Genomic DNA, 18211 nt, shown 5'->3' with positions numbered 1-18211 from the left:
CACCTCGGAACGCCCGGGGGCGTCGGGGAACGAGGAAGGGAGCAGCCCAGGCTGCTCCCTTCCGATCCTGCGGTCGTTGCGCTCCTACCCCGCGCGGGACCCTGCGGCGTGCTCGGCGATCAGGTCGCGCACCGCTCCGAACAGGGGGTGCTCGGCCTCGAGTCCGGTGATCGACGTCGCCGCCGTGTCAGGGTCCTGGGACGCCAGGATCTCGGCCAAGGCGGCGACCTCGGGATCGTCGGGCGCCGAGAAGGACAGCGCGGCCCGCATCGCCCCGAGCAGCGCGACGGGATGCGTGCCCCCCTCGGCCAGCTCGGCCGCCGGTCCCACGAATCGCTCCTTGCGGCTCAGCTTCCGCAGCGGCGCCCTCCCGACGCGCACCACCGTGTCGGGGAGGTGCTGGTTCGTGAAGCGCCGCAGGATCTTCTGCACGTAGGCCTCCTGCTCCGCCGGGTCGAACCCGTGCTTCGCCACCAGCAACTGCTTCGTCTCGTCCAGCACGGCCCGCACCCTGCCCGCGACGGCGTCGTCCGCCATGGCGTCGGCGATCTTCTCCGCACCGGCCGCGTACCCGAAGTAGGCCGCCGCCGCATGGCCCGTGTTGACGGTGAACAGTTTCCGCTCGATGTACGGCTCGAGGTCGTCCACGTACGTGGCCCCGGGGATCTCCGGCGCACGGCCCTGGAACGGGGTGCGGTCGATGACCCACTCGAAGAAGGTCTCGACCGTGACGTCGAGGCCCTGCCCGGCGGCCTGGTTCGGGACGATGCGGTCCACGGCGGTGTTGGCGAAGACCGCCCGCCTCGCCAGCTCCGATACCGCGCCGTCGTAGGCCTGCTCGACCTCACTGCGGAGGATGTCCGTGGCGTTGATGGCGTTCTCGCACGCCATGACCTGCAGCGGTGCCAGGTCTTCACTGCGGCGGGCGATCGCCCGGGCGATGACCGGCGCCAGGAAACGCAGGACGTTCGGCCCCACCGCCGTGGTGACGATGTCGGCCGTCGCGATCTCCGCGACGACGTCCTCCTCCTGCGAGCGCGAGTTCAGCGCACGGTAGTTGTCCACCGTCCTCACCGTCGGCTCCTCGCCGACCTCATGGACGTCGTAGCTCGGCGTCGAAGCCAGTTGGTCGATCAGGGCGTCCGCGACGTCGGCGAAGACCACCTCGTACCCGGCCTCGTGGAGCAGGAGCCCCACGAAGCCGCGGCCGATGTTGCCGGCACCGAAATGTACTGCCTTCACGAAGCGTTGACCTTTCCGAAGAGGGCGAGGACCTCGTCCACGGACGCCGCCTCGTCGAGCCTGGCGACCTGGGCCTTGTCCGAGAAGACGCGGGCGATCGCGGACAGGATGGACAGGTGCTCGTTGTTGACGCCTGCGACGCCGACCACGAACTTCACCTGCTTGCCGTTCCAGTCGATGCCCTCGGGGTAGCGCACGATCGACACGGCCGAGCGCTTGATCAGGTCCTTCGCCGCGTTGGTGCCGTGCGGGATGGCGAGGAAGTTCCCCATGTAGGTGGGGACCGACCGTTCACGCTCGTGCATCGCCTCGACGTAGGTGGAGTCGACGGCCCCGCGGGCGACCAGCAGGCGGCCGGCCTCGTCGATGGCGGCCTGCTGCGTGGTGGCGGTGCCGTTCAGCACGATGCTCTCCTCCGCCAGGACATCATCGGCGTCGGTCATGTCGCCGTCGTCGGTTGTGACTGCGGCGGAGGCGACCGCGGCGGGAGCCGGATCCTTCGGGTCGACGCCGCCTTCGGCCGCCGCACCGGCGCGGATGAGGTCGACGATCTCGTCGTAGCGGGGGCTGTTCATGAAGTTGTCGACGGCGACGTGCGTGGCGCTCTGCGTCAGGGGCTCGGCGCGGGCTGCGAGATCCTGGTGCGTGACGACGACGTCGTAGTCGTCCTTCAGGCTGGAGATGGCGAGGTTGGTGACCTTCACGTCCGGGAACCCGGCAGCCCGGATCTTGTTGCGGAGCACCGAGGCACCCATCGCCGAGGAGCCCATGCCCGCGTCGCAGGCGAACACGATGCTGCGGATGGGGCCGTCGGTGGCCGAATCCGACCGGAAGCTCCCGGCCACGGAGCTCTTCTTGCCCTTGAAGCTCTCCATCCTGGCGGCGGCTGCGGCGAGGTCTTCCTCCTGGTCCTTGCCGGTCTTGAGGATGACCGATGCGACGAGGAAGGACACCGCCGTGGCCAGCACGACCGACAGGGTGACACCGAAGTAGCTGTCCCGCGCCGTCTGCGCGAGCACCGCGATGATCGACCCGGGGGCCGCCGGGGCCACCAGTCCCGCGTTCGTGATGCTCAGCGTCGCGATGCCGGTCATGCCGCCGGCGATCGCGGCGAGGATCAGCAGCGGGCGCATCAGGACGTAGGGGAAATAGATCTCGTGGATGCCGCCGAAGAACTGGATGATGGCGGCGCCGGGGGCGGAGGCCTTGGCGATGCCGCGACCGAAGAACGAGTACGCGAGCAGGATGCCGAGGCCCGGACCGGGGTTGGCCTCGAGCAGGAACAGGATGGACTTCCCCTGCTCCAGCGACTGCTGGACGCCGAGCGGCGTCAGCACGCCGTGGTTGATGGCGTTGTTGAGGAACAGGACCTTCGCCGGCTCGATGAAGATGCTCGTCAGCGGCAGCAGCCCGTTGTCGACCAGCCACTGGACCACGTTGCCCGCCCCCGTGCTGAAGGCGAGGACCAGCGGCGAGACGCCGTAGAAACCGATCAGCGCAAGGATTGCACCCCAGATGCCGGCCGAGAAGTTGTTGACGAGCATCTCGAAGCCCGGTTTGATCCGGCCCTCCCAGATCGCGTCGATCCTCTTCATGGTCCAGGCGCCGAGCGGGCCCATGATCATGGCACCGATGAACATCGGGATGCCGGCGCCGACGATCACGCCCATCGTCGCGATCGAGCCGACCACGCCGCCGCGGACGTCGTACACCATCCGGCCGCCGGTGTAGGCGATCAGGAGGGGCAGCAGGTAGGTGATCATCGGCCCCACGAGGCCGACGTTCGCGACGCCGTCGGTCTCGCCGTAGCCGCCGAGCTGCGGTACGGGCAGCCAGCCCTTCTCGATGAAGAGTGCCGTGACGATGCCCCAGGCGATGAAGGCGCCGATGTTGGGCATGATCATCCCGGACAGGAACGTCCCGAACTTCTGCACGCGGACCCGGGCACTCGTGCCCGATTTCGCTTCTAGTCGTGTTGCCACATTCATTCCTAACCGTTGGCCCCGCAACGCTGCGGAGGGGATGGCGTCGTCGGGAAGCGTCAGCTTCCGGATCGGCTGGATATTCTCTGGAGCCATTCGAGGAAGAGCTTCAGCTCCGAACTGGAGAGCTGATCGGGATGCGAGACCTGCAGTGCTGCATTGAGGGCGATCGCCGCCACCACCACGGACGGCGTCCCCTCGGTGTCGGTCACGGGGTCCGACTCGGAATCCGTGGCCACCGCCGAGATGACGGCCTCGCGCGTCATCGCGGAGAGTTCGAGGTTGCGCTTGGCTGCGGGCTCCGCGATCAGCATGAGGGTGACGCCGATGTTGGCGGCCAGCATGCTGCGCGCGGCTTCGTGCGGCGTGACGACCAGGCGGGCCGCGGCGGCCGCCCGTGCCAATACCTCCTCGAGGAACGCCTCCGCGCTGGCGACCATGGTGGGCCGCCGCTCGGGGCGGATGTTCCCGAACATCACCAGGTAGAGGTGCGGGTGGTCGAGGCCGAAGCGCACATGGTTGTCCCAGTGCATGCGGAGGTCCTCGATCGGCTGGCCCGACGTCGGGATGCTCCTCTCGGCCTCCAGGTACTCGGAGAAACCCTCGGCGACGACGGCGTCGAAGAGTCCCTCCTTGTCACCGAAGTGGTGGTACAGCGTCGGAGCGGTCACCCGGGCAGCCTCGGTGATCTGGCGGGTGGACACAGGCTCGCCGTTGGACTCCGCGAGCAATGCCGCGGCGGCCCGGAGAAGCCTGATCTTAGGCGCTGGTTCGCCTCCTTTTTTCATGCCTGCTAGCGTAACAGCTATAGCGACGTTATATGAAGTGGGTCACACTCGAGGTTGCCGTACGCGACACAATGGTGCTAGACCGAAATTCACCCGCAAGGAAACGAGGACGTTCAATGGAGAATTTCGCAGGTGTAGGGGTCAGCCCCGGACGCGTGATCGGCCCGGTCCGGCACATGCCGCCGTCGGTCGGAGAACCGCCCGCCGGCGAGCGCCACGACACCCCCGACGCTCCCGAGCAGGCCATCGCCGCCCTCAAGGCCGCGTCGAAGACCGTGCAGGAGGAACTCAAGCGCAGGGCCGGCATCGCCAAGGGCGACGCCAAGGCCGTGCTGCAGGCCACCTCGCTGATGGCGACGGATCCCCTGCTGCTGAAGTCCGCGACGAAGCTCATCACCACCGGCACATCGCCGGCCCGGGCGGTCTGGGAAGCGGGCGCCTCCGTGGCCGAGATGCTGCACAATCTCGGCGGCTACATGGCCGAACGCACGGCCGACGTGCTCGACGTGCGCTCACGGATCGTCGCGGAACTGCGCGGCCTCCCCGCGCCGGGCATCCCGTCGTCGGACACGCCCTTCATCCTCGTCGCCGAGGACCTGGCTCCGGCGGACACCGCCACTCTGGACCCCGCGGTGGTCCTCGCCCTCGTCACCTCCGGCGGCGGCCCCCAGTCCCATACCGCGATCATCGCGCGCGCCCTCGGGCTGCCCGCCGTCGTGGCCGCGCGCGGGGTGGACGACATCGTCGAGGGCACCCTCGCCTTCGTGGACGGCGCCGCGGGCACCCTGACCCTCGAGCCGGGAGCCGAGGAGGAAGCGGCGGCCGAGGCCTACGCGGCCGCCGCGGCTGCACTGACCGTGTTCGACGGCGTCGGGGTCACCGCGGACGGGCACGAGGTGCCGTTGCTGGCGAACGTCGGCGGGGCGATCGACGCCGCCAAGGCCGCCGCGGCGAAAGCGCAGGGCGTGGGCCTGCTCCGGACGGAGTTCTGCTTCCTCGGACGCGACACGGAGCCGACGGCGGAGGAGCAGATCGAGGCGTACAAGGGGGTCTTCGACGCATTCCCCGGCAAGAAGGTCGTGGTCCGCACGCTGGACGCCGGCGCCGACAAGCCACTGCCCTTCCTGACGGACACCTCCGAACCCAATCCCGCCCTCGGCGTCCGCGGCTACCGCACCGACCTGACGTCGCCGGGCGTCCTGGAACGGCAACTCGAAGCCATCGCGGATGCCGCCGCCCAGGCGAGCGCGGATGTCTGGGTCATGGCACCCATGATCTCGACGGCGGAGGAGGCGGCGGACTTCGCGAAGCTGTGCAGCAATGCCGGCCTGCAGACGCCCGGGGTCATGGTCGAGGTCCCCTCGGCGGCCGTCATGGCCGAGTCGATCCTCGGCGAGGTGTCCTTCGCCAGCCTCGGGACCAACGACCTCACGCAGTACACGATGGCCGCGGACCGGCAGCTCGGGTCCCTCGCCGCCCTCAACAACTCCTGGCAGCCCGCCGTCCTCCGCATGGTGAAGCTGACCGTGGAGGGCTCGGCCGCCGAAGGGAACGCGAAGCCCGTCGGGGTCTGCGGTGAGGCCGCGGCGGATCCCGCGCTCGCCGTGGTCCTGGTGGGACTCGGCATCTCGACGCTGTCGATGACTCCGCGGGCCCTCGCCGGGGTCGGCGCCGTGCTGAACAGCGTGACACTGGCCGAGACTCGGCGCATCGCCGGGATCGCGGTCGCCGCACCGACCGCCGCCGAAGCCAAGGCCCGGGTCCGCGCGGAACTGCCCGTGCTCGAGTCCCTCGGCCTGTAGGCGCGCGGCCGGCTCGCCCCAAGGGCCCCAAGGGTGGGAACCCCGGTGGGGGTTCCCACCGGGGTCACTCGGGGTCCGGCGGCGTCGGGGCGGGAGGGGCCGGCGGAGCCTCCGGATCGGGGTCCCGGACCGCACCCAGGGCCGGTTCCTCGGGTGCGCTGACGAGGTCCAGCACTTCCTCGGGCTCAAGATCCGCGATCTCGGCGATCGCTTCGGCCGGCGTGCCGTGCTCGAGGGCGACGACGACGGCCTCCGTGAGATGCAGTTCGGCGTGTTCGAGTTCGAAGGCCACCTCTTCCCTGTGGGCCGCGGTGTCGGCGAGCCTCTGGACGTCTTCTTCTGACATGGCGATCGAGCCCTCTTCCCTCGATGGAACTGGTCTGCACCCCGCTCGACGAAGCCGCCCGGGAGATGCCCGCGTCACTGACCGCGTACCTAGTTCTATCCCGGACCTGACCTCCCGGGACAGCACTTTCTCCCGGGCGGCACCTCGCGCCCGTGACACGGCGCCGGGCGCTGCGTGCGGGCGCGTCCCTCAGGAGGGCAGGGCTGATCCGGGGCCGGAGTCGCGGGCATCGAGGGCGGCGAGCCTGGCGACATCGCCCTCGGGGAGCTCCGCGACCTCGGCCACGGTCTTGATGTCTTCCCCGTGGCTGATCGCCTCGGACACCGCTTCCTGCAGGACCAGCTCGGCGCGGTCGAGCTCGAACTGGACGTCCTCCTTATCGGCGGCGGCGACACGGATCTTGAGCAGATGGTCCTTCGTCATGGCGGATGGATACCTCGCATCGTGGTCGGGCGGCGTGACGCCGGCGTTCCACGCCGCGCATGTGCTGCGCGCAGGTGCGGTGATGGGGCCATTGTCGCGCCCATCCTAGCCATTTGCGTCACGGCGCGGAATGGGACGTCGGACCGTCGATGACGTGTTTCTGCTGCCGATCTCCACCCCACAGTGTCGGCCCCGCGGCGTACCGTCGTAGCATGAGAGAGAGACCGGGGTGGCATGGCATCCCACCCAGTGCTGACCGGTACATCGCCCCGCTCCAGCTCGAGGTACCAACCGGCAGCATCACCGAGCCGCTCCGCTCCCCCGCACTGTGGGTGGAGCTGGACTACCCCGACGGGACCCGGCGCACCATGAAGGGATTCGCGATGGCGTGGACGGGAACCACCGTCCGGGCGCAATGGATCGAGTACTCGCGGGCGCGCGAGGCCTGGGTGGACGCCGCGCGCTGCCGTCGTCGGACCCTGAAGCCTCCGCCGACGCACCCGTCCTGACGCCGGCCGGCCGGCCGCCGTCCAGGGGCAGCCCCTGCCCACCCCGGAAGGCATCCTCGTAGAGTGGTGCCATGGACCATCCCGCACCGTACGCCGCCCCTCGGGCAGGCGTGCATGGCTGAGGCCGCCGGGTGGCACGGACTCCCGCCGACGACCCACCAGTTCGTCCCTCCGCTCCAGGTGGAGCAGCCGACCCACGGCATCACGGAGTCCGTCTCCCCCGCCCCGGCGCTGTGGGTGGACCTCGAGTATCCGAACGGGTCACGGCAGACCGTCCGCGGTTTCGCGATGGCCTGGACCGGTTCAGCCGTCCTCGCGCAGTGGGTCGAATTCTCCCTCGCCCGTAGTGCGTGGGTGCGTCCGGACCAGTGCACGCGGCGGTCGATCCCCGGCCGCGCGGACACGCGAGGCTGAGACCCGCCCTGCCCGGGTGGCCGGCGACGAGCCACGCCGCCGACGGGATGATCGGGCATCCGCCGGTAGCATCGGCCTATGGAATCTACCGAGATTGTCCGGCGGTACTGGTCGTCGGTGTGGAGCAGGGACTGGGTCGCAGTCGGTTGGACGCTCGCCGAGGACGTGATGGTGTTCTGGCCCGTCACGCGCGAGATCATCCGCGGCAGGGACAACGTGGTGGCGGTGAACTCCCAGCGCCCGAACGGCTGGAGCATCGATGTGCTCGAGGTGTACGACGCCGGCGAGGTCGTGGTGTCCGAGGTGCAGGTGCCGCAGGAGGACGTCGGGATCTTCCGCGTCGTATCGATCTGGACGGTGTCCGACGGCGTGATCACCTCGGGGCGGGAGTACTGGACCCTGTACGGCGGCGAGGAAGGCCCCGACTGGCGCAGGAAATACACCAGCGTCGGAGATCTCTTCTCCTGAGCCCCGGCACGGGACGTGCGCGCGGAACGAACGGCGGCCGCAACATGGCCGGCCGTCCAGGTGGCGCGAAGGGTTCCGACCTAGCTCGCTACGAGGCTGCGGTACGGGGGATTGTCCGCCAGGAAGGCCTGCACCTGGTCGCAGTACGGCAGGGCGGCCAGGCGCCGCTTGTGGGCATCGAGCAGGACCTTCCGGATGAGGACACCCTCCAGGCCGACTCCCTCGAAGGCCGCTGCGACGACGGTGCGGTCGAGCCGTAGCCTGCCCGCGCGCAGGGAGTAGGAGACGTAGCCCGCGAGTATGCCGTCCTGAAAGAGCTCGAAGCGGTGGTTCATCGGGTTGTCACGGAAGGCGCCCAGGCGTTCCTGTCCGCCCGAACCGTCAAGCGCGTCGGCCGCACGCCGCTCCAGCTCGTCGGCGAGGCGGTCGTAGTCCTCCTGGGCACCGTAGGGAGGAAAGTCGGCGTCGAGCGCCCTGTACAGCTGGTTGCTCCAGCGTCGGAGCTGGCGCGTCGCGGTACCGGCGAGATCGTGGGGCAGGACCAGCGGTTCGGCCGGCTGCTGGACCGTTCCGAGTTCGCCGGTGGTGGCCATTCCGGGCCATGTGTCGTAGGCGGCGTCATCGCGGCCGGCGGGATGTACGGGGGCTGCATCGTCGTCGACGCGAACGGAGGTGGACGAAGAGTGGGAGGGGAATGTCATGGCGTGACCTTCAGGTCAGAAAGGAGCAGGCCGCTTTCTTGACCTTCCTCCAATGTAGCCGTCGACTAGGTTGATGTAAAGCTAGTTTATCTAATAATCAGCAGGCTCATCATCTCCGATCGGCCGGTCGCCGCTACGCCGCGGGGAGCACGATACTCGTGACGGGGAGGGACGGATCGGTCCCGAAGTCGATCCCGCTCGGCCTTCCGCCGCCCATCACGATCTGCGCTCCGAGCGCAGCCACCATCCCCCCGTTGTCCGTGCACAGTGACGGCGCGGGAACCGTCAGGGTGATGCCGGCGGCAGCGCACCTCTCACCGGTCAGCTCGCGGAGCCGCCGGTTGGCGGCCACTCCCCCACCCAGCAGCAGGTTCGTGATCCCGTGCTCGCGGCAGGCGAGGACGGCCTTCGACGTGATGATGTCCACCACGGCCTCCTGGAAGGACGCGGCGATGTCCGCAACCGGTACGTCCAGCCCTGCCGCCTCGTACTGCTCCACCGAGCGTGCGACGGCCGTCTTGAGGCCACTGAAGGACCAGTCGTAGCGGTGGGGCCCGGGTTCCTCGGCGCTGCCCATGTACTTGGGCTGCGACAGGCCGCGCGGGAAGCGGATGGCCTTCGGATCACCCTGCCGTGCCAGCCGGTCGATAGCCGGACCGCCGGGATAGCCGAGGCCCAGGATCCGGGCCGTCTTGTCGTAGGCCTCGCCGGCGGCGTCGTCGATCGTGGACCCGAGCAGTTCGACGTCGTTGGCGATGTCGACCACGCGCAGGATCTCCGTGTGTCCCCCCGAGACGAGCAGCGCGCCCAGGTTCGGCGGGAGGCCGTCGCTGAACGTGCCGCCCACCACGCCGACGCCGACGTGCGCCACGAGGTGGTTGATCGCGTAGAGCGGCTTGCCGGTCGCGACGGCGAGCGCCTTCGCTGCGGAGACGCCCACCATGAGGGCGCCGGAGAGCCCTGGACCGGCGGTGACGGCGATCGCGTCGAGCTCGTCGAGTGTCACGCCGGCGTCGTCGAGCGCCGCCCGGAGGGTCGGGACGAAGGCCTCGAGGTGCGCGCGCGAGGCGATCTCCGGGATGACCCCGCCGAAGCGGACGTGCTCGTCCATCGAGGAGGACACGGTGTTGGTCAGCAGTTCGGTGCCGCGGACGATACCGATTCCGGTCTCGTCGCAGGAGGATTCGATGCCGAGGACCAGGGGGCGGCCGGTTGTCATGGTGTCCCTTCTCGGTCCTCGTCCAGGACGAGCCGCATCACCCAGGCGTCGACGCCGTCGCGGTAGTACCTCTTCCGGGTGTGGATCTTCCGGAACCCGAACCGGACGTACAGGGCCTGGGCGCGGGGGTTGTCGGCCCGGACCTCGAGCATCACGTTGTCGGCGCCGCGCCGGCGGGCCTCCCCGAGCAGCTCGGTGAGCAGGGCGCGCCCGATGCCCTGCCCCTCGAAGCGCCGGAGCACGCCGATGGTCTGGATGTCCGCCGTCGTGTCGATCACCATGAGGCCCGCGTACCCGACGGCGTCGCCGTCCACCTCGGCCACGACATAGCGCCGCGTGTCCGGCTGGAAGAACTCCGTGTAGAACATCTCGAGCGGCCAGGCGTCCGTCGGGAACAGTTCGTTCTCGAGTCGGCCGATCGTCTCGATGTCCTCGAAGGCGAGGTCCCGCAGGAGGAAGCTCACGCCGTCGCCCGCTTCCGCGGCCCGGGCACCTGCGCGTCCGATTCCCGCAGGTAGAGCGGCGAGGTGTCCCGCAGGGGTACGCCGGCGAGCAGTCGCAGGCGCGCCACGCGGGCGAGGGACGCGGCGTCGGGGTCCGCGTGGGAGAAGGCCGGCACGCCGTCGACGTCGTCGGGGTACAGGCCCGCGGCCCGGCCGACGAGCGGCTGTCCCGGGGGGAGCGTGGCGGCGGTTCCCACGTGCGGACCGTCGAGGAGCTCGGGCAGGGCGCCGGGCTCCGACGGCGCGCAGTACGCGGCCCAGTACACCTCGCCCCGGCGCGCATCGGTCCCCGCGAGGAATGAGCTGCCGGCCGGCACCGCACCGCAGGAGGCGGCGTCGAAGGCCAGGGCATCGAGGCTCATGACCCCGTGCAGGGGTACGCCCCACACGAAGCCGAGGGTCCGTGCGGTGACGAGCCCGGCGCGCAGTCCGGTGAACGGCCCGGGGCCGACGCCCGCGACGACGGCGTCGAGCTCCGTCCCGGCCACCCCGGCCTCGGCCAGGATCCGGCGCACCGCAGGCGCGAGGACCTCCGCGTGCGAGCGGGTGTCGGCACTGGCGAAACGGCCGACGACGACGTCGTCGCGCAGGAGTGCCACGGTGGCTGCGGCGGAGGTGTCGAGGGCGAGGAGAAGCACCCGATAAGCCTAGTCGAGGGACAGCGCCGGCGGCCCTCCACGCCACCGCGGACCGGCGCCCGAGAGCGTGACGGTGCGCACCTCGTCCTGGCCGTCGTCGTCGAAGTCCGTGACGAAGCCGGCGCCGGAGCCACCCGGACCGGTGCCGCCGAGCGGCCGGGTGATGTCCACGCGGAGCCAGCTGTCCGCCAGATGCTCCACGCGCCCGGCACCCCACTCGATGACCGTGACGTTGGCGTCGAGGGTGGCCTCGAGGTCGAGGTCGTCGACGGCGGCCGCGCTCTCGAGCCGGTAGGCGTCCACGTGGACGAGGCCCGGGTGGCCGCCGCGGGAGCGGTGCTGGCGCACGAGCACGAAGGTCGGCGAGATGATGCGGTCCTCGACGGTGAGGCCGCGCCCGAGCCCCTGGGTGAACGTGGTCTTGCCCGCGCCCAGTTCACCCGAGAGGACCAGCAGGTCTCCCGCCCGCAGGTGCTGCGCGAGACCTGCTGCGAGCGCCTGCAGTGCGGTGGCCGACCCGACGTCGTAGGACGCCGACCATTCAGGAGCCGGTGCCATCGCCGCCCTCGCCCGGTGCTTCGACGTAGACGCGTTCCACCCGCTCGCTGATGCGGGTCACCACCTCGTAGTTGATGGTCTGCGCGGCGGCGGCCCAGTCCTCCACGGGCGGCGAGCCCTGGCCGCCGAACAGGACGGCACGCGCACCCAGCGGGCTCGCCGGGGTGTCCACCAGGCCGGTGGCACCGAAGTCGATGACGAGCTGGTCCATCGCGATCCGCCCGACCACGGGGTACACGCGCCCGCCCACCTGGACCGGGGCACCGGTGGCGATGCGGGGAACCCCGTCGCCGTAGCCCACGGGAATGAGCCCCAGCGTGGTGGGCCGGCGGGTCCGGTACGCGTACCCGTAGGAGACGCCCTGGCCCGCAGGCACCTCCTTGCAGTTCGCCACCGTCGTGCTGAAGGTCATGACTGGCCGCAGCCCCAGGTCCTCGGACGCCTGGTCGGCGAAGGGCGAGAGCCCGTAGATGCCGAGGCCCACGCGCACGAGGTCGAAATGGCAGTCGGGGCGCGAGAAGGTGGCCGGGGTGTTCGCGAGGTGCCGTACCTCGACGTCGATCCCGGCGTTCTCCGCGGCGGCGACGGCGTCGCGGAACGCCTGGACCTGCAGGTCGGTCTCGGGGCGGGCGGGCTCGTCGGCGACGGCCAGGTGGGAGAAGATCCCGACCACGCGGATGAGGCCCTCCTCCTGGTAGGCGACGGCGCGGCCGAGCAGTGCCTCCCACTGCTCCGGCGGGCAGCCGTTGCGGCCCAGCCCGGTGTCGATCTTCAGGTGCACGATGGCGGGACGCTCGAGCTCGCGCGCGGCAGCGACCACGTGTTCCAGTTCCCAGCCGGAGATCCCCAGGTCCAGTCCGTGCTCCACGCCGGCGGTGAAGTCGGTGGCCGAGGTGTGCAGCCACGCGAGGATGGGCGCCTCGATGCCCGCCTTCCTCAGCGCGACGCCCTCGCTGACGTGGGCCACGCCGAGCCACGCCGCTCCCGCGTCGAGTGCGGCGCGTGCCACCGGGAGGGCTCCGTGACCGTAGGCGTCGGCCTTCACGACGGCCATCACGCGGGCGGGGTGCGCCACGTCGCGGAGGTGGCGGATGTTGTGCCGCAGGGCATCGAGATCGATCTCTGCGGCGCGTTCGGGGAAAGTCACCCGGCCCATTCTGCCAGTTCTGCCTGCGTATCCGCCGTCGGGATGGCGCACGGGCGGTGGGCTTGCGCCCGGCGATGCCGGCCGGAAAGATCGAAGACATGTTCGATTCGGAGCGGGACGACCGTACCTGCGAGGTCCGCCGGGAGGACGGGCGGCCGTGCGGCGGAGCCGTGGATGGTGCTCCTGCCCCGGTGTGCCGCGCCCACGCTGCGCTGATCGGCGAGTGGGTCGACGCCGAGTACGGCGTGACCGACGTCCTGCCCGGCGCGTGCCGCGCCTGTGGCTCCCGCCTCGGCGTCCGGTATCCCTCCGGCTGGGTGTGCGCTGCCTGCGAGTGGCGGGTCGGGGACGTTCTCGACGACGGCCTGCCGCCGCCGCGCGTGGACATCGTGTACTACCTCCGCTTCGGGGACCGCATCAAGATCGGGACGACGGCGAATCCGCGGCAGCGGCTCGCCCGCCTGTGGCATGACGAGGTGCTGGCGTTCGAGAAGGGGGACCGGCTGGTCGAGCACCGTCGCCACCAGGAGTTCGCCGCCTCACGCCTCGGCCGCTCGGAATGGTTCGCGGCGTCGCAGGACCTCGAGGAGCACGTCCGCGACCTCGCTGCGGGGGTCGAGGACCCGTGGGCCCGGTACGCCCGGTGGCTGGGAGAGGCCGCCGGGCGGCGGGGCTGACGAGGCCCGCCCCGAAAAGCAAACAATCGGTGAACGGACGGCTGATTCAATGAAGGGCACCTTAATGCATTAGAACTGTTTGATGAAGTCCGCACCCCCGATGACGGGGCCTGCCCCCTACACACTCTTCCGCATCTCCTTCGCGGTGGCGGCTGCCTTCGCCGTGCTCACCGCCCTCGTGGCCGTGGCTTTCGGGCTGCCGCTGCGCGATCCCGGTGGATTCCTCGGCCCGAGCTACGTCCGCCTGCCGCTGCTCCTGGCCGCCCTGATCCTCGTCGACATGATCCCGTCCATGCTGCGCAGCCGGCCTGCCCGGGGAAACGTGCTGGGCGCGGCCGCCGTCGAACTCCGGCGGCGCTGGCCGGTACCGCGGCTGGTCGCCACCTCGGTGGGCCTGCTGACCTTCTACCTGGCGTACGTCTCGTACCGCAACATGAAGAGCTTCCTGCCGTTCGTCCGCGACCGCGTGACGGATCCGCTCCTGCAGGCGAGCGACCGCTGGCTCGCGGGCGGCGACCAGCCCGGTGACGTGCTCCAGCAGCTCCTCGGCACCGGGGCGAGCGCCCACGTCCTGTCCGCCGTCTATGTGTCCTACCTCATCTTCGTGCCGGTGTCCGTGGCCGCGGCGCTCGTCTGGTCGCGCCAGCTCTCGCACGGGGCCTGGTACGTCACCGCGCTGTCCTTCAACTGGATCCTCGGGGCGCTGAGCTACTACGCCCTGCCCTCCCTGGGACCGATCTACATCGAGCCGAAGCACTTCGCGGACCTGCCGGACACCGCCGTCACCGCTCTCCAGGAGTCCCTCTACCGGAACCGGGTGCGGGTTCTGGCCGATCCCCACGCCACCCACTCGGTGCACGGCATCGCGGCCTTCGCCTCCCTGCACGTCTCGGTCGTCTTCACGGCCGCAGTCATGGCGCATCTGCTCCGCCTGCCGCGGGTGGTCACGGCGGCCCTCTGGGCCTACGTGCTGCTGACCGCCCTCGCCACCGTCTATTTCGGCTGGCACTACGTCGTCGACGTCGCCGCCGGTGCGATCATCGGCGGCCTCGCGATCTGGCTCGCGGCACGCGCGACACGATCCGGGGAGGCGGTTCCTCCCGCACCGGCGCCGCTCCTGGTGACGGCGGGGAGCGTCTGAGGTCCGGTCACCCGGTGCCGGACTCGCCCCTGTCACCCTCGCAGGGTCGGACCGATGGCGAGGCGTCGGAGTGTCGCGCGATCGTGGCCGTCGCCCTGCGCGAGGCCTGGCCCGGGACATCGGACACGAGGTCCTCCAGGAAGGCGTAGCGGCGCCGCCACTGCTTCTGCACGGGGTCGCGCCCCGCACTGACCTGGTGCCACCAGTCCGCGATGTCGCCCCAGCCGGGTGCGGCCAGCGAGCCTCCGACGTGCTGCACGGACAGCGAGGCACACAGATTCGCGAAGCCCAGACGGTCGGCGAGCGGGAATCCTGCGAGGTCGGCCATGACGAAGGCGGCGCTGAAGCAGTCGCCGGCCCCCGTGGGGTCGTGGGCGGACACGGGGAGCGCGGGCACCCACTCCTCCTCGCCCGTGAGCGAGTCGATGGCGATCGCGCCGTGCTGACCGACCGTGACGACGGCGACGGGCACGCGGTCGGCCAGCGAGTACAGTGCGGCCCACGGATCGTCCGTGCGCGTGTACGCCATGGCCTCGACGGCGTTCGGCATGAACGAGTAGAAGTGGTCGAGCGAGGCGAGGGTCTCGGGCGCCCACTCCCCGTCCGGGTCCCACCCCACGTCACCGAAGAGTTTCGTGCCGCGGGCCGCTGCGGTCGCCGCCCACGGTTCGATGTCCTGCTCCACGCCGACCACCGCGGCGCGGCACGACGGCGGCGCCCCGATGAGGTCGGTGGCGCTCAGCGGCGCGGCGTGACCGTGCGTCACCATCGACCGGTCCTGATGCACGGAGAGGGAGACGGTGACCGGGGAGTGCCACTGCCCGAAGACCCGCGAGCGGGACAGGTCCACGTGTTCCTGGTCCTGCAGCACGTCCCAGTTGAACTGTCCGTAGCCGTCGTCGCCGAACGCCGCGGCGAGCGTGGTGCGCAGGCCCAGGCGGCTCGCCGCGATCGCCTGGTTCGCGATGCCTCCCGGGCCGGAGCCCATGCCGTCGGTCCAGACCTCGGTACCGGGCGCCGGAAGCTGCTCCAGCCCCGTGAAGACGATGTCGAAGAACACCTGGCCGGTGAGCAGCAGGTCGAACTCGGGCCCGTCCGGGCCCCGCGTGGCGGCCAGGGGATCGAAGCGATGCGGTTGGGCCATGTACGGCACCTTACTGGTCCGATGAGGGGCCGGCGGTCCGCAGGAGTTCCTGTCTTCGGGAATCACCCGAAGTGGCGAGGTTCCGCGCCTCTTCCGTAGGCTGGAGGCATGACAGGGATGCCATGACCCCGGACGGGGACAAGGACGCGCCCACCCCCCGGTATCCCCGGGGAGCCGCGCCGCTGCTGCCCCTGGGAGCCCGCATCATGGTGGGCGTGGCGGCCGTGGTCTTCGCCGTCTCGCTCGGTTTCGTCCTCGCCTATACGACGACGGTGCCGGTCCCGGTGTGCGTCCTCATCGCCCTGGTCCTCGCGGGCGCGCAGGTGTACGCGCTGCGTGGGGCGCTGTTCCGCGGCGGCCGATGAGCACCGGCGCCACGCTCGTCATCGTGGGCGGCGGGGGGTTCCGCGTGCCCCTGGTGTACCGGGCGCTGTCCCAGGCGCCGTTCGCCGGACTCGTGTCCGACGTCGTCCTGGTGGACAGCCTGCCGGACCGCGCCCACGCCATCGCCCGGGTGCTCGGGGCGCTGCCGTCAGGCGCGCTGCCGGCACCGTCGGTCCGCGTGGCAGCCCGCCCGGAGGACGCGCTGCCCGGCGCCGACCTCGTGTTCGCCGCCGTGCGCAGCGGCGGGGCGGAGGGACGCATCCTCGACGAACGCGTGGCCCTGGCCTCCGGGCTGCTCGGCCAGGAGACCGTGGGTGCCGGCGGCATCTCCTACGCCCTCCGGTCCATCCCCGACATGATGCGCGTGGCAACGCTGATGCGCGATCTCGCACCCGAGGCCTGGCTCATCAACTTCACCAACCCCGCCGGCATGGTCACCGAGGCGCTCTCCGCGGTCCTGGGCCGCAGGGTGATCGGCATCTGCGACTCGGCGTCGGGCCTCGTCACTCGGGCGGCCCGCGCCGCGGGCGTGGATCTGCGCGAATCCCTCACCGGGGTCGACTACGTCGGGCTCAACCACCTCGGGTGGTTGCGCCGACTCGACGACGGCGGGCGCGACGGCGGCGCCGACCGCCTCCCGGGGCTGCTCGCCGACGGCCCGCGCCTTGCAAGCTTCGAGGAGGGACGCCTGTTCGGTCCGGATCTCCTCCGGGTCCTCGGCGCGCTGCCCAACGAGTACCTCTTCTACTACTACTTCCACCGTGAAGCCCTGCGTTCCATCCGGTCGGCCGACAGGACGCGCGGCGAGACGCTCCGGGACCAGCAGGCGGACCTCTTCCCCCGGCTCCTCGCGTCCGAGGACCCGCTCGCGGTCTGGGAAGCCGCCCGGCGCGAGCGGGAGTCCGGCTACCTGGCCGAAGCCCGGGCGGCGGAGGAAGAGCGCGACGAGGCGGACCTGGCCGGAGGCGGTTACGAGCGCGTGGCCCTCCAGGTGATGCGCGCACTGCTCACCGGACGCCGCGCGGAGCTGATCCTCAACGTCCGCAACGGCGCGACCTTCGGGACACTGCCCGCGGATGCCGTCGTCGAGGTGCCGGCCGTCGTGGACGGCGACGGCGCACGCCCGCTGCCGGCGGCCCCGCTGACACCCCACCAGCTGGGGCTCATGGCCGCGGTGAAGGCCGTCGAGCAGGACACGATCCGCGCCGCCGTCGAGCGGGACCGCGATGCCGCCCTGCGCGCCTTCGCAGGGCATCCGCTGGTGGATTCCTTCCATGCCGCCACCCGCGTACTGGCAGGCTACGAGGAGGCGTTCCCGGCACTGAAGGCGTCCTGGTCGGACTGATCCGGCAGGCCCGGCCGCACCTGCTCGCGCAGGGCCTGGACGCCGAGGGCCAGCAGGCCCGTGTCCGTCGCGGCGGCGATCCAGTCGAAGCCCGCCGCCGCCAGCAGCGCCGCCCGCTCGGACGAGCCCGCGTAGGCTCCGGACCGGATACCGGCCTGCGTGCAGGCTCGGGCGATCCGCGTGAGCGGTGCGTCATGGTCCGTCGAGGACAGCAGGTCGTCGATGTCCAGTCCGAGGGCGAGCGACAGGTCGAACGGACCGACGAAGATCATGTCCACGCCCGGGACCGCGGCGATCGCCTCGACTGCCTCGAGCGCGGCCGCGGTCTCGATCATGACGGCACAGAGCGGTATGGCGCGGGGTGCGTGGTCGGCACCCGGGCTGTGCACCGCGCGGCCGCCCTGCAGGGGCCCCCAGCTGCGCGCGCCCTGTGGCGGGTAGTGGCAGGCGGCCACCGCTGCCGCCGCGTCGGCGACGCTGTCGACGAGCGGAACGACGACGCCGTCGGCTCCGGCATCGAGTGCCCGGCCGATCAGTGCGGCGTCGTTGGCGGCGACCCGGACGAGCATGGGCGCGCAGTCCGCGGGTCGGCGTCCGAGGGCGTCCCTGAGCGACCGGTCGTCGAAGTGCCCGTGCTGTGCGTCGAGGCCCACCCACCCCACGCCCGACCGCGCGAGTTCGGTGGTCAGGCGGGGCTCGCCGAGCGTCGCCCAGGCACCGAGGCGCGGGTCACGGATGGCTGATTCGTTGGTCATGCCCCATTGTGTCCCGGCCCTCTGC

21 protein-coding genes are annotated in these 18211 nt (G+C 71.0%); 8 read left to right on the top strand and 13 right to left on the bottom strand.

The features are described from left to right. Positions 1-84: 84 nt before the first annotated feature. From IWX63_RS14025 to IWX63_RS14015, 3 genes are read right to left on the bottom strand one after another with little or no spacing between them, the layout of a single operon-like run. Positions 85-1242 carry a mannitol-1-phosphate 5-dehydrogenase gene (locus IWX63_RS14025; protein WP_199278766.1) on the bottom strand — a complete coding sequence of 386 codons (1158 nt, stop codon included), beginning with the start codon at positions 1240-1242 and terminating at the stop codon, positions 85-87. Further along, a complete protein-coding gene (locus IWX63_RS14020) occupies positions 1239-3224 on the bottom strand; it encodes a PTS mannitol transporter subunit IICBA (protein WP_334685883.1) in 1986 nt (661 codons plus the stop codon). The genes IWX63_RS14025 and IWX63_RS14020 overlap by 4 nt, the downstream gene beginning before the upstream one ends. 59 nt (positions 3225-3283) lie before the next feature. Further along, complete coding sequence (locus IWX63_RS14015; protein ID WP_199278765.1) at positions 3284-4012, bottom strand: TetR/AcrR family transcriptional regulator; 729 nt, start codon at positions 4010-4012, stop codon at positions 3284-3286. A gap of 116 nt (positions 4013-4128) precedes the next feature. Between IWX63_RS14015 and ptsP the strand changes: the two genes are divergently transcribed. After that, on the top strand, positions 4129-5814 hold the full coding sequence (gene ptsP, locus IWX63_RS14010; protein ID WP_199278764.1) for a phosphoenolpyruvate--protein phosphotransferase: 1686 nt from the start codon (positions 4129-4131) through the stop codon (positions 5812-5814). 64 nt (positions 5815-5878) lie between these two features. On the opposite strand, the gene IWX63_RS14005 is transcribed toward ptsP, so the two are convergent. Both IWX63_RS14005 and IWX63_RS14000 read right to left on the bottom strand, forming a co-directional pair. Further along, positions 5879-6160: a hypothetical protein gene (locus tag IWX63_RS14005; RefSeq protein WP_199278763.1), complete on the bottom strand. Its 282-nt coding sequence runs from the start codon at positions 6158-6160 to the stop codon at positions 5879-5881. A gap of 189 nt (positions 6161-6349) precedes the next feature. After that, positions 6350-6583: a hypothetical protein gene (locus tag IWX63_RS14000; protein WP_199278762.1), complete on the bottom strand. Its 234-nt coding sequence runs from the start codon at positions 6581-6583 to the stop codon at positions 6350-6352. Positions 6584-6795: 212 nt separating this feature from the next. Between IWX63_RS14000 and IWX63_RS13995 the strand changes: the two genes are divergently transcribed. The 3 genes from IWX63_RS13995 (at position 6796) to IWX63_RS13985 (ending at position 7974) form a co-directional block, all read left to right on the top strand. Beyond that, a complete protein-coding gene (locus IWX63_RS13995; protein WP_199278761.1) occupies positions 6796-7092 on the top strand; it encodes a hypothetical protein in 297 nt (98 codons plus the stop codon). Positions 7093-7206: 114 nt separating this feature from the next. Beyond that, positions 7207-7506 carry a hypothetical protein gene (locus IWX63_RS13990; RefSeq protein WP_199278760.1) on the top strand — a complete coding sequence of 100 codons (300 nt, stop codon included), beginning with the start codon at positions 7207-7209 and terminating at the stop codon, positions 7504-7506. 78 nt (positions 7507-7584) lie between these two features. Continuing rightward, positions 7585-7974 carry a nuclear transport factor 2 family protein gene (locus IWX63_RS13985; protein WP_199278759.1) on the top strand — a complete coding sequence of 130 codons (390 nt, stop codon included), beginning with the start codon at positions 7585-7587 and terminating at the stop codon, positions 7972-7974. 80 nt (positions 7975-8054) lie between these two features. Here IWX63_RS13985 and IWX63_RS13980 read toward each other — a convergent pair whose 3' ends face one another. The 6 genes from IWX63_RS13980 to alr all read right to left on the bottom strand — a co-directional run bounded on the left by IWX63_RS13980 (position 8055) and on the right by alr (position 12749). Further along, a complete protein-coding gene (locus IWX63_RS13980) occupies positions 8055-8675 on the bottom strand; it encodes a GNAT family N-acetyltransferase (RefSeq protein ID WP_199278758.1) in 621 nt (206 codons plus the stop codon). A 133-nt stretch (positions 8676-8808) separates the two neighbouring features. Further along, positions 8809-9894 carry a tRNA (adenosine(37)-N6)-threonylcarbamoyltransferase complex transferase subunit TsaD gene (gene tsaD, locus IWX63_RS13975; RefSeq protein ID WP_199278757.1) on the bottom strand — a complete coding sequence of 362 codons (1086 nt, stop codon included), beginning with the start codon at positions 9892-9894 and terminating at the stop codon, positions 8809-8811. Continuing rightward, positions 9891-10358: a ribosomal protein S18-alanine N-acetyltransferase gene (gene rimI / locus IWX63_RS13970; protein WP_199278756.1), complete on the bottom strand. Its 468-nt coding sequence runs from the start codon at positions 10356-10358 to the stop codon at positions 9891-9893. The genes tsaD and rimI overlap by 4 nt, the downstream gene beginning before the upstream one ends. Beyond that, on the bottom strand, positions 10355-11035 hold the full coding sequence (gene tsaB / locus IWX63_RS13965; protein WP_199278755.1) for a tRNA (adenosine(37)-N6)-threonylcarbamoyltransferase complex dimerization subunit type 1 TsaB: 681 nt from the start codon (positions 11033-11035) through the stop codon (positions 10355-10357). Before tsaB ends, rimI begins: the two co-directional genes overlap by 4 nt. Before the next feature lie 9 nt (positions 11036-11044). Continuing rightward, a complete protein-coding gene (gene tsaE / locus IWX63_RS13960; protein ID WP_199278754.1) occupies positions 11045-11593 on the bottom strand; it encodes a tRNA (adenosine(37)-N6)-threonylcarbamoyltransferase complex ATPase subunit type 1 TsaE in 549 nt (182 codons plus the stop codon). Continuing rightward, the gene (gene alr, locus IWX63_RS13955; protein ID WP_199278753.1) at positions 11577-12749 is read right to left on the bottom strand and encodes an alanine racemase; all 1173 of its coding nucleotides are present in this window, start codon (positions 12747-12749) and stop codon (positions 11577-11579) included. Before alr ends, tsaE begins: the two co-directional genes overlap by 17 nt. An 89-nt stretch (positions 12750-12838) precedes the next feature. Between alr and IWX63_RS13950 the strand changes: the two genes are divergently transcribed. Together IWX63_RS13950 and IWX63_RS13945 are read left to right on the top strand one after the other, a co-directional pair. Further along, on the top strand, positions 12839-13417 hold the full coding sequence (locus tag IWX63_RS13950) for a GIY-YIG nuclease family protein (protein WP_334685882.1): 579 nt from the start codon (positions 12839-12841) through the stop codon (positions 13415-13417). An 82-nt stretch (positions 13418-13499) separates the two neighbouring features. Next, complete coding sequence (locus IWX63_RS13945; RefSeq protein WP_199278752.1) at positions 13500-14558, top strand: phosphatase PAP2 family protein; 1059 nt, start codon at positions 13500-13502, stop codon at positions 14556-14558. A 7-nt stretch (positions 14559-14565) separates the two neighbouring features. On the opposite strand, the gene IWX63_RS13940 is transcribed toward IWX63_RS13945, so the two are convergent. Then, the gene (locus tag IWX63_RS13940; RefSeq protein ID WP_199278751.1) at positions 14566-15702 is read right to left on the bottom strand and encodes a PfkB family carbohydrate kinase; all 1137 of its coding nucleotides are present in this window, start codon (positions 15700-15702) and stop codon (positions 14566-14568) included. Between the two features lie 122 nt (positions 15703-15824). On the opposite strand from IWX63_RS13940, the gene IWX63_RS13935 reads away from it, so the two are divergent. Beyond that, on the top strand, positions 15825-16067 hold the full coding sequence (locus IWX63_RS13935; protein ID WP_199278750.1) for a hypothetical protein: 243 nt from the start codon (positions 15825-15827) through the stop codon (positions 16065-16067). Beyond that, complete coding sequence (locus IWX63_RS13930) at positions 16064-17431, top strand: family 4 glycosyl hydrolase (RefSeq protein WP_199278749.1); 1368 nt, start codon at positions 16064-16066, stop codon at positions 17429-17431. The genes IWX63_RS13935 and IWX63_RS13930 overlap by 4 nt, the downstream gene beginning before the upstream one ends. Here the strand turns inward: IWX63_RS13930 and IWX63_RS13925 are convergent. Beyond that, positions 17386-18186, bottom strand: coding sequence for an HpcH/HpaI aldolase family protein (locus IWX63_RS13925; RefSeq protein ID WP_199278748.1), 801 nt, complete (start codon positions 18184-18186; stop codon positions 17386-17388). The genes IWX63_RS13930 and IWX63_RS13925 overlap by 46 nt on opposite strands. Between the last annotated feature and the right edge of the window lie 25 nt (positions 18187-18211).

Origin of the sequence: Arthrobacter sp. CAN_A2 (assembly GCF_015752045.1) — a bacterium.
Lineage (GTDB): Bacteria > Actinomycetota > Actinomycetes > Actinomycetales > Micrococcaceae > Arthrobacter_D.
Note: the sequence above shows the minus strand (reverse complement) of the source record. Positions and strands in the feature narration are given on the sequence as shown.